Raw genomic sequence first — 13,880 nt, 5'->3', positions numbered from 1 at the left:
CGCTATTCCGCGGAATTACTTAACGATGACCTTGCGACCGCGGTAGTAACCATCCGCAGTGATGTGGTGACGCAGATGAGTTTCACCAGAAACTTTATCTACGGAAAGTGCTGCAGTGGTCAGCGCATCGTGTGAACGACGCATGCCACGTTTGGAACGGGTTGGTTTATTCTGTTGTACGGCCATGGACCTTACTCCTATTACTTACGCTTTAAACTGGCTAATACGGCAAATGGATTTGGTTTTTCTGCCTCTGCAGGCAACTGACCAAAGACCATGTCCGCCTCGGACACTTCACAGTGTTCAGAATCATGCACCGGAACGACAGGCAGGGCGAGGATGATTTCATCTTCAACCATTGCCAGCAAATCGGTTTCACCAAACTCGTTGGTGTCGATTGGCTCGTACGCTTCCGGTAGTGCTTCGGCCTGCTCGTCAGTAACGACCGGGCTGAAACAGTACGATACGTGGACATGCTGCGGGAACGGCTTGTTGCAGCGTTGACAACATAGCGTCACGGAAACTTCAGCTGTACCTTTCAGTACCGCCAGACGCTGATTGTCGATCGCAAACGACATCACACATTCTACATCACTGTCCACACTAACCACCGAGTCGGCAATTCGCTCAACCTGTTCAGGGGTGTAAACACCCTGGTAGTCCAGGCGTTTCTGAGCGGTTCGCACCACATCGAGAGTCAGGGGTAATTTTACCTTTTGCATAGGGCGCGCATATTAACTTTGTAACGACATAGAGTCAAAGAAAAAGGCCGTGTAACGACATCTTTCAGCCATTATTCGCATCCAGTGCGGCGCACAGTTTAAAATGCCTTTCATCGATTCGCTATCTATTCTGGAAAAAAATATGTCTCAGCTGGTTTTAGCCTCAACGTCGACTTACCGCAGCGCACTGTTAACCAAATTACAGTTACCCTTTATTACCGATGCGCCGGAGGTGGATGAAACACGGCAGGAAAATGAAACGGCGGAGCAGCTGGTTGTGCGCCTGGCGGCGGCGAAAGCTCAGGCGCTGGCCGGGCGCTACCCCGAGCATCTGATTATCGGCTCCGATCAGGTCTGCGTCGTGGAGGGCGTGGTTTGCGGTAAGCCCCACACCGAGGAGAACGCCCGCGCCCAGCTTCGCGCCGCCAGTGGACAGAGCGTGGTGTTTTATACCGGGCTGGCGCTGTATGACAGCCGTCATCAGAGCCTGCAAACGCTGTGCGAACCTTTTACCGTGGACTTTCGTCAGCTGAGCGAGACCGAAATCGCCCACTACGTCAGCCGGGAACTGCCGCTGAACTGCGCGGGGAGCTTTAAAAGTGAAGGTCTGGGGATTACGCTGTTCGAACGTCTGTCCGGCCGCGACCCGAATACGCTGATCGGGCTACCGTTAATTGCGCTGTGTGAGATGTTAAGGAAAGCCGGAATGGACCCGCTAGCCTGAACAGCGGAATGCGGCAGAGGCTGCCGCATTCATTATTACGATGATTAGCTGCTTTGCTTGCGAAGCACCGCAAGACAGCGCTTAAGGCCATCATCCAGTGGGGCTTCCACGCGCATCACTTCACCGGTCCCGGGATGAGTGAACCTGAGGGCCGCCGCGTGCAGGAAAAGGCGATTCAGGCCGGTGGATTTCAGCTGCATGTCAAAATCCGCTTCGCCGTAGCGATCGTCAAAGGCAATCGGGTGCCCGGCATGCAGGGTATGCACTCGGATCTGATGGGTGCGCCCGGTGACCGGGCTGGCTTTCACCAGCGTGGCGAACGTATAGCGCTCCTCGATCTTAAACAGCGTTTCCGACGGTTTGCCTTCGCTGCTGACCTTCACTATCCGTTCGCCGCTTTGCAGAATATTTTTCAGCAACGGCGCACGTACCGATTTAACGTGTGACGGCCACTGGCCGCGAACCAGCGCCAGATAATCTTTCTGCATACCCTTTTCACGCAGCTGCTCGTGCAGGGAACGCAGCGCGGAGCGCTTTTTCGCCACCAGTAAAATGCCGGAAGTATCGCGGTCCAGGCGATGCACCAGTTCAAGAAAACGCGCTTCCGGGCGCAGCGCCCTCAGCCCTTCAATCACGCCAAAGCTCAGGCCGCTGCCGCCGTGTACGGCCGTACCGGAAGGTTTATTGAGCACCAGGATATGCTCATCTTCATAAATTATCGCATCACTTAACGCCGCCACTTTTGCCAGCTTAGGTGAAACGCTCTCTTCTTCTCGTTCGGCCACGCGCACCGGCGGAACACGAACCTGGTCACCGTCTTCGAGTTTGTATTCAGGCTTGACGCGCTTTTTATTCACCCGCACTTCGCCCTTACGCAAAATGCGATAAATCATACTTTTCGGCACGCCTTTTAACTGAGTGCGTAAAAAGTTATCGATGCGCTGTCCTGCTTCATCAGCAGAAATGGCAATTATTTGTACGGCTGGAGTCATGGTTTTCATGGTTGGCGATTCTAAATACCCGGCAGTGATAGCGCCACATCTTTTTATGTGCTTAACTGACATGGATGACCGCCGCAAGGAAGTTATGGCCGGATTTTATACAGTTTGCTGAAAAGCACTGCAATTCGTTTTAAAAGACGGGATAAACTTCTCATCGCGGATAAAGTCATCTTGCGCTCTCAAGCTTAGCAATGGAATAATGATTCCGTTTTTGACGCGACATCTTGGGAATGCAAGGAAAAGCGTTAACCCAATAGATTTGGGGTGTATTACAAAAATTTTGCCGGATAGCCCATACACGCAGCAATGGCGTAAGACGTATTGTGCAATCAGGCATTTAGCGGGCTGCGGGTTGCAGCCTGGACGAAAAAACGGGATTGGTTCACCTGGTAATCTACTGGCGGTTCCCCCCTTACAAAGCGCTGTTTTTCCATATGTAAAACAGGCTACCGTGATTTTGCGCCCCTTGAGCTGCCGACACCCGAGAGGTTGACGACTAAGCGATGAGACACGGGGCCATCGGTTCAATACGTCCAGCGTTACTTTGCCCGCAGCTTAGTCCCTAATGTAAGAATAATGAGTAAGTTACGATGAAAAGAATGTTGATAAACGCAACTCAGCAGGAAGAGTTGCGTGTGGCTCTCGTAGACGGCCAACGCCTGTACGATCTGGATATCGAAAGCCCAGGACACGAACAGAAGAAAGCCAATATCTACAAAGGTAAGATCACTCGCATTGAACCCAGCCTTGAAGCCGCCTTCGTTGATTACGGTGCTGAAAGACACGGTTTCCTACCTCTGAAAGAAATCTCTCGCGAATATTTCCCCGCTAACTATTCCGCTCACGGTCGCCCTAATATCAAGGACGTTCTCCGTGAAGGTCAGGAAGTGATTGTTCAGATTGATAAAGAAGAGCGTGGCAACAAGGGCGCTGCCTTAACCACCTTTATCAGCCTGGCGGGAAGCTATCTGGTTCTGATGCCGAACAACCCGCGTGCTGGCGGTATTTCTCGCCGCATTGAGGGTGATGACCGCACCGAACTGAAAGAGGCACTCTCGGCGCTGGAACTGCCGGACGGTATGGGACTAATTGTGCGTACCGCCGGCGTCGGTAAATCAGCAGAAGCCCTGCAGTGGGATCTGAGCTTCCGCATGAAGCACTGGGATGCCATTAAGAAAGCCGCCGACAGCCGCCCTGCTCCGTTCCTGATCCATCAGGAAAGCAACGTAATTGTGCGCGCATTCCGCGACTACCTGCGTCAGGATATCGGTGAAATCCTTATCGATAACCCGAAAGTGCTTGAGCTGGCTCGCCAGCACATTGCCGCGCTGGGCCGCCCTGACTTCAGCAGCAAAATCAAACTGTACACCGGTGAAATCCCGCTGTTCAGCCACTATCAGATTGAATCTCAGATTGAATCCGCCTTCCAGCGCGAAGTTCGCCTGCCGTCCGGTGGTTCGATCGTTATCGACAGCACGGAAGCCCTGACCGCTATCGACATTAACTCCGCGCGCGCAACCCGCGGCGGCGATATCGAAGAAACGGCGTTCAATACCAACCTTGAAGCGGCCGATGAAATTGCCCGCCAGCTGCGCCTGCGCGACCTGGGTGGACTGATCGTTATCGACTTCATTGATATGACCCCGGTTCGCCACCAGCGCGCGGTTGAAAACCGTCTGCGCGAAGCGGTACGCCAGGATCGTGCACGTATTCAGATCAGCCACATTTCTCGCTTTGGCCTGCTGGAGATGTCACGTCAGCGCCTTAGCCCTTCACTGGGTGAGTCCAGCCATCACGTCTGCCCGCGCTGTAGCGGTACCGGCACCATCCGTGATAACGAGTCGCTGTCGCTGTCCATTCTGCGCCTGATTGAAGAAGAAGCGCTGAAGGAAAACACCAAAGAGGTTCACGCTATCGTTCCGGTGCAGGTGGCTTCCTACCTGCTGAACGAAAAACGTGATGCCGTCAGTGCCATCGAGAAACGTCAGGGCGGCGTTCGGGCCATCATCGTGCCAAACGATCAGATGGAAACCCCGCACTACTCCGTACTGCGTGTGCGCACCGGTGAAGAAACCCAGACGCTGAGCTATCACCTGCCTAAACTGCATGAAACCGAAATGGCACTGCCGTCGGAAGAAGAGCGTGCCGAGCGTAAGCGTCCTGAGCAGCCTGCCCTTGCCGCCTTCGTGATGCCTGATGCGCCTCCGGCTCCGCAGGAAACCAGCAGCGAAGCCGTTGTGACCCCGGTAAGCAAAAAACCGGTTGAACAGGCCGCAGCAGAACCGGCTCAGCCGGGCCTGATTAGCCGCTTCTTCAGCGGTCTGAAAAAGCTGTTCGCCGGTGAAGAAAAACCCGTTGAACAAGCTCAGCCAGCCGTAGAGAAGAAAGCGACCGATAGCGCAGCGCCACGCGGCGACCGTCGTAACAATCGTCGTCAGAACAACAACCGCCGCGATCGTAACGGTGAGCGTACTGAACGTAACGATCGTAATGACCGCAGCGAGCGCAATGAGCGTGGCGATCGCAACGAGCGGAACGACCGCAATACCGATCGTACTGAGCGCAGCAATGACCGTTACAGCGATCGTAACGAGCGTTCTGAACGCAACACCGACCGCAATGACCGTAACGAACGTAACGAACGTAACGACCGCAATACTTCTCGCGACCGTAACAGCGAAGCGCGTGAAGGTCGTGATGACAACCGTCGTAACAAACGTAACGCGGCTCCTCAGGTTGAGCAGGCAGAAGACCGTCAGAATCTGAACGAAGAGAACCGTGCGGAGCAGCAGCCGCGCCGCGAACCTCGTGCAGATCGTCAGCGCCGTCGCCAGGAAGAAAAACGTCCTGTGGTGCAGGAAGAGAAAATCATCGAGCAGGTCGTTACTGCCGTTGATGAAAATGCTGATGCCCAGGAAGAAAATGTGCAGGTGATGCCGCGCCGTAAACCGCGCCAGCTGAACCAGAAAGTGCGCATCGAAACCGCTGAGCAGACCGCAGCCCGTACCTTCCGTCCGGACGAAACTGAAGCAGCCCCGGCTCCTGCAGCGCAGCCAGCCGCGCCAGAAACGGCAGGCGAAGCCTTCGACAATGACGATCGTGACAGCAACAACATGCCGCGCCGCTCTCGTCGTTCGCCGCGCCACCTGCGCGTTAGCGGTCAGCGTCGTCGCCGTTACCGCGATGAGCGTTACCCAACGCAGTCGCCAATGCCGCTGACCAGCGCAGTAGTATCGCCGGAAATGGCATCAGGCAAAGTGTGGATCTCCTACCCGGTAGCCCAGGCCAGCGATGCCGTTGAGCAGGAACAGTCCGTTGTTCCGGCCTACGGTCACGCTGACGTTGATATTGATAACGAAGCGGCTGAAAACACCGCAGCGGCAAGCGTAGCCGTTGCTGCAGCCGTGGCTTCATCGTCATCCAACGCTGAAGCGCCGGCAGCGCCGTTCACTCCGGCGGTTGAGTCAGTAACCGCGTCGCCGGTTGAGGCTGAAGCACCGTCGGCTGCAGCAGCGCCGGTTGAGGCTGAGGCACCGTCGGTGGCAGCAGCGCCGGTTGAGGCTGAGGCACCGTCGGTGGCAGCAGCGCCGGTTGAAGCTGAAGCAACGCCTGCACAGGAAGACGCCGTTACCGCCACCGTCGCACCGGCCGTAGCGATTCCGACAGAAGAAACCGTGGAATCTGCCCCGGCCATCGAAACACCTGCGTTCGAAGCACCGGCAGCCGCTGCACCCGCAACGCCTTCAGAAGACGTGCAGGTCGAAGCCGAGCCTGTTCATATCTCTGAACCGCTGCCGGAAGAGCAGCAGCCTCAGGTTACCGTGGTTAACACCGATGAAACCGCCGCTATCGAAACCCCGGCAGCAGAGGTTCCTTCGGTCATCCCGCCAGCCAAAGAGAGCGTTGCCGCTGAGACTATCGCTGAAGCCGTTCCGGCAGCAGAAGAGCCTCAGAGCGCATTCGCCCCGGTTGATGCCGTTGCGGATATCGTTGAGCAGCAGCAGAACGCTGAAGCAGCGAGCGAACTGGCAGCCCAGGCTCCGACAAGCGTCAGCGCGGAAACCACTCAGCAGGTCGCTGAAGTACTGAATGTGAGCGACGCGACGAGTGAAGACGCCCCGGTCATTAGCGAACCGCATGCGCCAGTACCGGCACGCGATAAGCCGGTGAGTGATGCCGCTTCCCACGGCAGCTTCAAGCATCACGCCAGTGCGCCAATGACCAGTGCTCCGGCTCCGGCGTATCAGCCAGAACCGGCTCCTCAAAGCGACTGGGTGCGCCCGGACTTCAACTTTGAAGGCAAAGGCGCTGCGGGCGGTCACTCGGCCTCTCACCAGGCAACCGCTCCGGCAACCCGTCCTTAAGCGTCATTCTCTTCTCTACGCTGAAGTGAAATCCAGCCCCGGCCAACGCGCCGGGGCTTTTTTATGCCTGCGGTACGCCTCAAAGGCCGCGCGCTCCCTGACTGGCGTTACCGGCCAGCTATCCTGCGGACGCCAGGCCAGGGTCGTGTTGGCACCGGCTGGGGGCACCGGCGAAGAGGGCTTCAACGGGAAGAGAGTATGCCAGGCTGGCATTCAAGGCTGTCCCCTGACGGGGATGACAACGAAAGCCGCAGAATATTCTCGGGGGCGTTTCAGTAAGCGATGAGGCCGTAACCGAACGGCCTGCGCCACGTTTCCAGGCAAAAAAAAATCGCCCGCAGGCGATTTTCGTTAAGCGCGAATACGGCATCGACGCCGTTCGGGGTTAAACCACCGTCCGGCGGGCAAAGTCACGCAGCCGGAAGCCGAGGAGCATCAGCACGGCAAAGTAAACCCCACCGCCCACGGCGCAAACCGCCGCCAGGCGTATCAGACGCCACAGCATATTGCCGCTGGCCCAGTCGGGCATCACGTACAGCACGCCAAGCAGCGCGGCGGCCATTGCCAGTACGGCTAATAACAGACGAACCAGGAAGCTGCGCCAGCCCGGCTGCGGCTGGAAGATATCCTGCTTGCGCAGCTGCCAGTAAAGCAGTGCCGCATTAAGGCAGGCCGCCAGGCCAATCGACAGCGACAGTCCGGCGTGCTTCAGCGGGCCGATAAACGCCAGGTTCATCACCTGGGTCATCACCAGCGTCACCATGGCGATTTTGACCGGGGTTTTAATGTCCTGTCGCGAGTAAAAGCCGGGCGCCAGCACCTTCACCACAATCAGCCCCATCAGCCCGACGGAATAGGCGATCAGCGCACGCTGGGTCATCGCCGCATCAAACGCGGTAAACTTACCGTACTGGAACAGCGCCACGGTCAGCGGCTTGGCCAGGATCCCCAGCGCTACCGCACTCGGCAGTGCCAGCAGGAAGCACAGGCGCAGTCCCCAGTCCATCAGGCGGGAGTATTCATCCTGGTTACCGCTGGCAAAGCTCTTCGCCAGCGACGGCAGCAGAATGGTGCCCAGCGCCACGCCAAGCACGCCGGAGGGAAACTCCATCAGGCGGTCGGCGTAGTACATCCAGGAAACGGAACCCGAGGCGAGAAAAGAGGCGAAAATGGTATTGATAATCAGCGAGATCTGGCTGACGGACACGCCCAGAATAGCCGGCCCCATCTGGCGCATCACCCGCCAGACGCCGGCATCTTTCAGATTCAGACGCGGCAGGACCAGCATGCCGATTTTCTTCAGATGCGGCAGCTGGTAGCCCAGCTGTAGCACGCCCCCCGCGACCACGGCCCAGGCCAGCGCCATCACCGGTGGATGGAAGTGCGGTGCCGCAAACAGCGCAAAGCCAATCATGCTCACGTTAAGCAGGGTCGGGGCGAAAGCGGGCACCGAGAAGCGGTTCCACGTATTCAGGATTGCGCCTGCCAGCGAGGCCAGTGAAATCAGCAGGATATAAGGGAATGTCACCCGCAGCAGCGAGGAGGTCAGCGCGAATTTATCGGCCGTATCGGCAAATCCCGGAGCCGTCACCAGGATAACCCAGGGGGCGGCAAACATCCCCAGAACGGTGATAATCGCCAGCGCCAGGGTCAACAGCCCCGAGACATAGGCCACGAAAATCCGCGTGGCCTCTTCTCCCTGTTTGCTTTTATATTCAGCGAGGATCGGCACAAAAGCCTGCGAGAACGCGCCCTCCGCGAAGATCCTGCGCAGCAGGTTTGGCAGTTTGAAGGCCACAAAAAAGGCATCGGTGGCCATTCCCGCGCCGAATATTCTGGCCACAATCGCGTCGCGGGCAAAGCCCAGCACGCGAGAAAACAGGGTCATAGAACTGACCGCTGCTAATGATTTCAACAGGTTCATGTGTTTCCTGATTTGGGTTTCCCGACCGCCGTAGCGGCCGGAATAAGGTGCGGATAGTCTACGGATATGAAAGGAAATAACCACTCACGATTGTTACACCCTATAAACCAACCGCCTCTTCACGGAGGCGTGCCGGCTTAAGGCAACCGGCTGCAATCCGCGTCGCGCCAGAGTTTTTCCACCAGGCGCTGCGCCAATAAGGCCTGTTCACCGCTAATCTCCGGCATTGTCTGATTTTCAATGCTGCGGATAAAATGATGCGCGGCGCCGGCGAAACCCCGCTGCTCCAGCGTGCTCTGCCAGCCCGGGATTGGATCGGTAATAATGCGCCCTCCGCTCTCCTGCTGCCAGTCGCGCATATCGCCGATGCGGAATACCGCCCCGTCGTCCACCGCCAGCACCGTTTCCATCTGGCTGCCGGCACGTCGGTGCATACTGGTGGTAACCTGAGTATCCCCTGTGCGGAAATGGTGCTCGGCAAACAGCAGCTGCCCCTGCGGGTTGGTTTGCAGCACCCCACTCTGCAGTACGCCTTCCCCACCGCTCAGCCAGAGCGCCGTATCCACCACGTGCAGGTAATCATCCAGCAGGGTGAACAGCGCATCCTGCGGCCCGACGCTGTCGCTGCGGTGTTTATCCATGCGCAGCGAGGCGGGCTGGGAGAGCACCGCGCGCAGTTGCAGATAGCGCGGCGCGAAGCGGCGGTTGAACGCCACCATCAGTTTACGGCCTGTTGCCTCGGCAAGCGCCACCAGCTGTTCCGCTTCATCGTAGGTGGCAGCCAGCGGCTTATCCACGCAGACATCCACCCCGGCGCGCAGCAGCATATCAACAATGGCAAAATGGCTCGCCGTGCTGCTATGCACAAACACCGCATCGCTGACCGCAGCCAGATCGTTGAGGGAAGCGAGGAGCGGAATACGATACGCGTCGCAGACCGGCCGCGCCTTCTGCTGGTTGGGCGACCAGGCTCCCGAAATCACCCAGCCGTCCGTGCGGGTGACAACCGGCAGCCAGGCCTTCTGGGCAATCCCCCCGAGGCCGACAATACCCACTCTCAACGCGGCCATTTATTCCGCCTCCCGGCTTGCCAGCAGTGCAGCCAGCTGCTGCTTTAGCAGCGCAACCTCCTGCTCGAGCTGGTCGACGCGCGCGCTCAACCCTTCATCAGCCACATCACCGTCGCTGCCTGCCAGCGTGGCCTCATCCGGCTCTCCGCTGAACAGGTGCATATAGCGGCTTTCCCGTTTGCCTGGCTCTCTCGCCAGACGAACCACCAGCGCACCGCTTTCGCGACTGCTCAGCTTCTCCAGGGTCTGCTCAACCTCGGCCATGTCGCTAAAGTCGTGCATCCGTGAGCTGCGGGTGCGCAGCTCACCCGGCGTTTGCGCGCCGCGCAGCAGCAGAGTGGTCATCACCGCCACTTCAGCCGGGCTGAATTTCAGCTGACCAAACTCGGAATTACAAAAACGCTGTTCATACTTCACCACCCGGCTACCAAAGCCGCTGATGGCCGTGAGCTGATGCTTCTTGACCAGCAGGTCGAGGGTGTTCTGCACCTCGCTGTCGCTGAGTGACATCACCGGTTCACGGTTCGACTTTTGATTGCAGGCGGTGACCACGCCATTAAGCGACATGGGATACTGGTCCGGGGTGGTGACCTGCTTTTCCAGCAGGCAGCCAATCACCCGCGCTTCCGTCGCGCTGAAAGGGCTTTTTATCATGATACTGTTACGCTCCACGCCGTTCAGGCAGCCATTCGTGCCAGGTTAACGCCGTCAGAACATGGTCCTGCCAGCGTCCGTCAATTAACAGATAGTCTTTGGCGTAGCCCTCTTTTTCAAAGCCAAGGCGCGCCAGTAAATCGCCGCTGCGCTGATTATGCGGCATATAGTTGGCCATGATCCGATGCATGCGCTGCTGCCGCTGCATATAACGGATGGCGGTCTGCAGAGCTTCAAACATCATGCCCTGCCCCTGCCACTTTTCACCCAGCGAATAACCCAGATAGCAGGCGTGAAACGATCCGCGCAGGACGTTGCTGAAGTTAGCCACGCCGCGAATTTCGTTCTCGTCCGGATCCATCACCGCAAAGTAGAAGGCGCTGCCCTGCTTTTGCATTTCTGCAATCAGTCCCAGACGCGCCTGCCAGCCGGAGGGATAGCAGTGACTGTCATCACGAACCGGCTCCCACGGCTTCAGAAATGCCCGGTTCTCAGAATAGTAATCAGCCAGGCGCCAGGCATCACGCTCATGGACCAGCCGCACGACCAGGCGGTCGGTAGTCAGGCGCACTTTTGGTGCAGAAGTACGATAGCCAAACATCTTTTCTCCTGAAATCCGTGGCCGGGTCAACATTCTCACTCATCAGGCCGGTTGCATCCTAAGGTGCTGGCCTCGCTGCCTGTCACTATACCTGCCATCCGGATCCCGGGTAAAATACTGACAATAAAAAATGTGTGAATCCTTCGAAAATACAACGGTGTGATTTGCCCTCCCGCGCGTTCTCCACCATACTTTCTGAATACATTCAGATAATTGATGGTTCAACCACGACCGAAAGGAGGACATGTTGAAACTTTATATTTACGATCACTGCCCGTTTTGCGTCAAAGCCAGGATGATTTTCGGCCTGAAAAACATCCCTGTTGAGCTGATTGTCATGATGAATGATGATGAGCAAACGCCGGTCCGGCTGATCGGCCAGAAAATGGCTCCCATTCTGATGAAGGCGGACGGTAGCTGCATGCCGGAAAGCCTGGACATCGTTCACTATATTGATGAGTCGGATCGCAGCCCGCTTCTGACCGGCGCAGTCAACCCGGCTATCGGCGACTGGCTGCGCCGCGTCAACGGCTACATCAATAAGCTGCTGATTCCACGGGTGGCCGAGGCTCCCTTTGCGGAATTTGCTACCCCACAGGCGCGACAGTATTTTATCAATAAAAAACAGGCAACCTACGGTGATTTTGCCGAGTTGAAACAGCACGCCCCTGGCCTGATAAAAAATATCAGTGATGATTTACGCAAGCTTGACGATCTGATCGTTAAGCCGAATGCGGTCAACGGTGAACTCTCACTGGATGACATTCACCTCTTCCCGCTCCTGCGATCCCTGTCGCTGGTGGCCGGCGTCGAGTACCCCAGCCGCGTCGCTGACTATCGCGACAATATGGCAAAACAGACCCAGGTGAACCTGCTGTCTTCGGTCGCTGCCTAGACCGCTTCGGGCCGGCAAAGTCCGGCCCGACATATCCCGTTGTGATTTTCCCTCCCGGTAATCGGCTTTGTCCTGGTGACGAATCAGGGTGAGTGGTGCATGCTATCTCTCTGGCCGGATTGGAATTTACCGGTAAAAAAACAGAGGATAATCATGAAAAAACGTTATTTTGGCCTGTGCGCGCTGCTGTTAGCGAGCTTAGTCACCGGCTGTAATCAGATTGCACAGTACAGCATCAGCGAGCAGGAAATTAATCAGGCGCTGGTGAAGCACAATAACTACGAAAAGCAGATCGGCGTACCGGGCCTGGTCGATGCGCATATTGTTCTTAATGACCTGAACAGTCAGATCGGCCGGGAAGAACCGAACAAGGTTACGCTGACCGGAAATGCGAAAGTGAATATCAGTTCGCTTTTCGGCCCGCAGCAGGCGGATATGAAGCTGAAAATGAAAGCGCAGCCGACATTCGATGCCGCAGCGGGCGCTATCTACCTCAAAGATATGGAACTGGTTGACGTTGAGGTACAGCCGGAGAAAATGCAGGGCGTGCTGAAAACGCTGACGCCATATCTTAATGAATCACTGAAAAACTACTTCAATCAGAAGCCGGCCTATGTGTTAAGCACCGACCGCAGCAAGGCCGAGTCGATGGCCAAACGTTTTGCCAAGGGGCTGGAAGTGAAGCCCGGCGAACTGGTGATCCCTTTCACTGATTGATGCCCTGACGGTACGGAGGTTTTCCGTACCGTATTTCATTTATCCGTTATAAATCGGGTGCATTCCCTTCGCTTTATCCCTATCCTTAGTACCCGGCCAAAACCTGCCATTACCTTTCTCTTTTGCCGGAGCACATCGCATGACCGCACAACCTCAGCAGTTAATTATTCGCCGCCCTGACGACTGGCACATCCATCTGCGCGATGGAGATATGCTGGAAGCGGTAGTGCCCTTTACCAGTGAGGTCTGTGGCCGCGCGATTGTGATGCCTAACCTGGTGCCGCCGGTCACCAGCGTCGCCGCCGCCCGCGCCTACCGCGAGCGCATCCTGGCTGCGGTTCCCGCCGGACACGCCTTTACGCCCCTGATGACCTGCTATCTCACCGATGGCCTTGATCCTGATGAAATTGAAAAGGGCTTCCGCGAAGGCGTCTTCACCGCGGCGAAACTCTACCCCGCGCACGCCACCACTAACTCGGCGCACGGCGTGACCAGCATCGCCACGATTGCGACCGTGCTGGAGCGGATGCAGAAAATCGGCATGCCGCTGCTGATCCACGGTGAAGTGACCGATGCGCATATTGATATCTTCGACCGCGAGGCACGCTTTATCGAAACCGTGCTGCAGCCGCTGCGCAAGCAGTTCCCGGAACTGAAAGTGGTCTGTGAACATATCACCACCAAAGAGGCTGCCGCGTTCGTTCTGGAAGGCAACGAGTTTCTGGGCGCCACGATCACCCCTCAGCATTTGATGTTCAACCGCAACCATATGCTGGTCGGCGGCGTTCGCCCGCACCTGTACTGCCTGCCGATCCTCAAGCGTAACGTTCACCAGCAGGCGCTGCGTGATGCGGTTGCCAGCGGTAACCGTCGCTTCTTCCTCGGCACCGATACCGCTCCGCACACCCGCGATCGCAAAGAGGCCAGCTGCGGCTGCGCCGGGGTATTCAATGCGCCATCAATGCTGGCGGCCTACGCGACGGTCTTTGAAGAAATCGGTGCACTGGCGCATTTCGAGGCGTTCTGCTCCGAAAATGGGCCAAACTTCTACGGCCTGCCGCTGAATGAGGGCACTATCACCCTGGAGCGCCAGCCGTGGACCGTAGCGGAGAGCGTTGCCGTAGGTGACGATGGCCACACCGTGATTCCGTTCCTCGCCGGTGAAACCCTCAACTGGCGCGTTAAGCCATAAGCATTATTTTGCTGAT

At 57.1% G+C, this 13,880-nt stretch carries 12 protein-coding genes; 5 read left to right on the top strand and 7 right to left on the bottom strand.

Annotated elements, in window-relative coordinates:
- Positions 1–15: 15 nt before the first annotated feature.
- Positions 16–186: a 50S ribosomal protein L32 gene (gene rpmF / locus PGH32_RS04140; RefSeq protein ID WP_003849870.1), complete on the bottom strand. Its 171-nt coding sequence runs from the start codon at positions 184–186 to the stop codon at positions 16–18.
- Positions 187–200: 14 nt separating this feature from the next.
- Positions 201–722: a 23S rRNA accumulation protein YceD gene (yceD, locus tag PGH32_RS04135; protein ID WP_123332696.1), complete on the bottom strand. Its 522-nt coding sequence runs from the start codon at positions 720–722 to the stop codon at positions 201–203.
- 142 nt (positions 723–864) lie between these two features.
- On the opposite strand from yceD, the gene PGH32_RS04130 reads away from it, so the two are divergent.
- A complete protein-coding gene (locus tag PGH32_RS04130; protein WP_314419649.1) occupies positions 865–1,446 on the top strand; it encodes a Maf family protein in 582 nt (193 codons plus the stop codon).
- 44 nt (positions 1,447–1,490) lie between these two features.
- On the opposite strand, the gene rluC is transcribed toward PGH32_RS04130, so the two are convergent.
- Positions 1,491–2,447 (bottom strand): 23S rRNA pseudouridine(955/2504/2580) synthase RluC, encoded by a 957-nt coding sequence (rluC, locus tag PGH32_RS04125; protein ID WP_314419652.1) that lies wholly within the window; start codon positions 2,445–2,447, stop codon positions 1,491–1,493.
- Between the two features lie 590 nt (positions 2,448–3,037).
- Between rluC and rne the strand changes: the two genes are divergently transcribed.
- Entirely contained in the window at positions 3,038–6,811 is a 3,774-nt protein-coding gene (gene rne, locus PGH32_RS04120; protein WP_337893261.1) for a ribonuclease E, read from the top strand.
- 385 nt (positions 6,812–7,196) lie between these two features.
- Here rne and murJ read toward each other — a convergent pair whose 3' ends face one another.
- The 4 genes from murJ to rimJ all read right to left on the bottom strand — a co-directional run bounded on the left by murJ (position 7,197) and on the right by rimJ (position 11,060).
- A complete protein-coding gene (murJ, locus tag PGH32_RS04115) occupies positions 7,197–8,735 on the bottom strand; it encodes a murein biosynthesis integral membrane protein MurJ (RefSeq protein WP_314419656.1) in 1,539 nt (512 codons plus the stop codon).
- Between the two features lie 137 nt (positions 8,736–8,872).
- A complete protein-coding gene (locus tag PGH32_RS04110) occupies positions 8,873–9,805 on the bottom strand; it encodes a Gfo/Idh/MocA family protein (protein WP_314419658.1) in 933 nt (310 codons plus the stop codon).
- On the bottom strand, positions 9,806–10,456 hold the full coding sequence (locus tag PGH32_RS04105; RefSeq protein ID WP_314420021.1) for a DUF480 domain-containing protein: 651 nt from the start codon (positions 10,454–10,456) through the stop codon (positions 9,806–9,808). It lies immediately after the preceding gene.
- 10 nt (positions 10,457–10,466) lie between these two features.
- Positions 10,467–11,060 carry a ribosomal protein S5-alanine N-acetyltransferase gene (rimJ, locus tag PGH32_RS04100; RefSeq protein ID WP_337893260.1) on the bottom strand — a complete coding sequence of 198 codons (594 nt, stop codon included), beginning with the start codon at positions 11,058–11,060 and terminating at the stop codon, positions 10,467–10,469.
- A gap of 247 nt (positions 11,061–11,307) precedes the next feature.
- Here rimJ and grxB point away from each other — a divergent pair, with 247 nt between their 5' ends.
- From grxB to pyrC, 3 genes are all read left to right on the top strand, one after another.
- Positions 11,308–11,955 carry a glutaredoxin 2 gene (grxB, locus tag PGH32_RS04095; RefSeq protein ID WP_314420023.1) on the top strand — a complete coding sequence of 216 codons (648 nt, stop codon included), beginning with the start codon at positions 11,308–11,310 and terminating at the stop codon, positions 11,953–11,955.
- Between the two features lie 153 nt (positions 11,956–12,108).
- Positions 12,109–12,672: a lipoprotein gene (locus PGH32_RS04090; RefSeq protein ID WP_314419662.1), complete on the top strand. Its 564-nt coding sequence runs from the start codon at positions 12,109–12,111 to the stop codon at positions 12,670–12,672.
- A gap of 139 nt (positions 12,673–12,811) precedes the next feature.
- Positions 12,812–13,864, top strand: a complete 1,053-nt coding sequence (gene pyrC, locus PGH32_RS04085) for a dihydroorotase (protein ID WP_314419663.1) — start codon at positions 12,812–12,814, stop codon at positions 13,862–13,864.
- Positions 13,865–13,880 lie beyond the last annotated feature (16 nt).

Origin of the sequence: Erwinia sp. SLM-02, assembly GCF_037450285.1 — a bacterium.
GTDB lineage: Bacteria > Pseudomonadota > Gammaproteobacteria > Enterobacterales > Enterobacteriaceae > Erwinia.
This window is presented reverse-complemented; position numbering and strand designations above follow the sequence as displayed.